This is a genomic window from Oleiphilus sp. HI0079 (assembly GCF_001635105.1).
In genome coordinates this window covers 1-1,107 of sequence record NZ_LWFT01000846.1, presented here as the reverse complement: position 1 = coordinate 1,107, position 1,107 = coordinate 1, and the positions used below count along the sequence as shown (strand labels likewise).

2 protein-coding genes are annotated in these 1,107 nt (G+C 47.8%); both read right to left on the bottom strand.

Translation table 11 applies throughout. The features are described 5' to 3' along the window. Nucleotides 1-315: hypothetical protein (locus A3750_RS15765; RefSeq protein ID WP_197475079.1), on the bottom strand; the 315-nt coding region annotated here is incomplete at its 3' end. 258 nt (nucleotides 316-573) lie between these two features. After that, nucleotides 574-1,107, bottom strand: a 534-nt coding sequence (locus A3750_RS15760) for an MBL fold metallo-hydrolase RNA specificity domain-containing protein (RefSeq protein WP_304440199.1), incomplete at its 5' end; no start/stop codon positions are given.

Genomic DNA, 1,107 nt, shown 5'->3' with positions numbered 1-1,107 from the left:
GTCGGTCGTTGCACCGACGATCTCCGCGCCGTTAAAAAACCACGCATAAGAAAGATTACTACCATCATTCGTTTGCGCGACAACGGTAAACGAAACCATCTCCCCGGCATCGACTTGAACTGATTCAGGTGCCGAAACAATGCTGACTTGCGTGCTTTTATTCTTGCGACCCTTGCTCGTTCCCTCCGTTGAGGTATTGCCATCCTTCCATGCTGGCTTCGCTTGTGCTTGCATTGCAAAACTACTCAACGCGAAAACCAACACTGCAATAACCAAGTGCGTTGTTTTAGAAAAAGAACGATGCTGTAAAACCATTGATGCCACCCGTTTGGAACTAATGTGTTGCTGACGGCGGCAATTAAAGTGTGAAATTCTGAAAACTGCTGGAAACCGGTCTCGATTATAGGCTAATTTGAGTCAATTTTTTGACTAAACTATAAGCACGAGACTTACATCGCAAAAACAGCGTTAAGCGATACGTAGAACATATGAGAACTGACTCGGTGACGGAGATAAAAAAGAAAGAGCTGTCGCAACAAGCGGCAGTAGAAAACATACGGACACAAAGACGCTCTAAAAACTGATTACATCTCCCAACTCGGGAATCTCAGCTTCCCAACCACGGCCGCGCGCCGCTCTGCGCAATGTCTTTTTAGCTTCGTCTTCACCATGCACAAGCAACAACCGCGGCTTCTCTTTAAAGTTATCGAGCCAATCAAGCAGTTGCGTTTGGCTAGCATGTGCCGAAAAGCCGCCCATGGTGTGAATTTGCGCACGAACAACAACCTCCTCACCAGCCACCTTAAAGGTCTCTGCACCGTCTATGATAGCGCGACCTGGAGTACCTGCTGCCTGGTAACCGACGAAAATCACATGGGAATGTTTGCGCCAAAGGTTGTGCTTAAAATGGTGCCGGATGCGCCCACCATTGCACATTCCGCTGCCCGCAATCACAATCATCCCGCTGTCTACACGGTTCAAGGCCATAGATTCATCGGTGGTACAGGAGTAACGAAGTATCGGTAAAAAGGTATGCAGACTCTTATGTCGTTTTGACGAGGGCAAGGTGGGGTGCTCAATGGTATCCAGATCTTCTTCGTTATATAT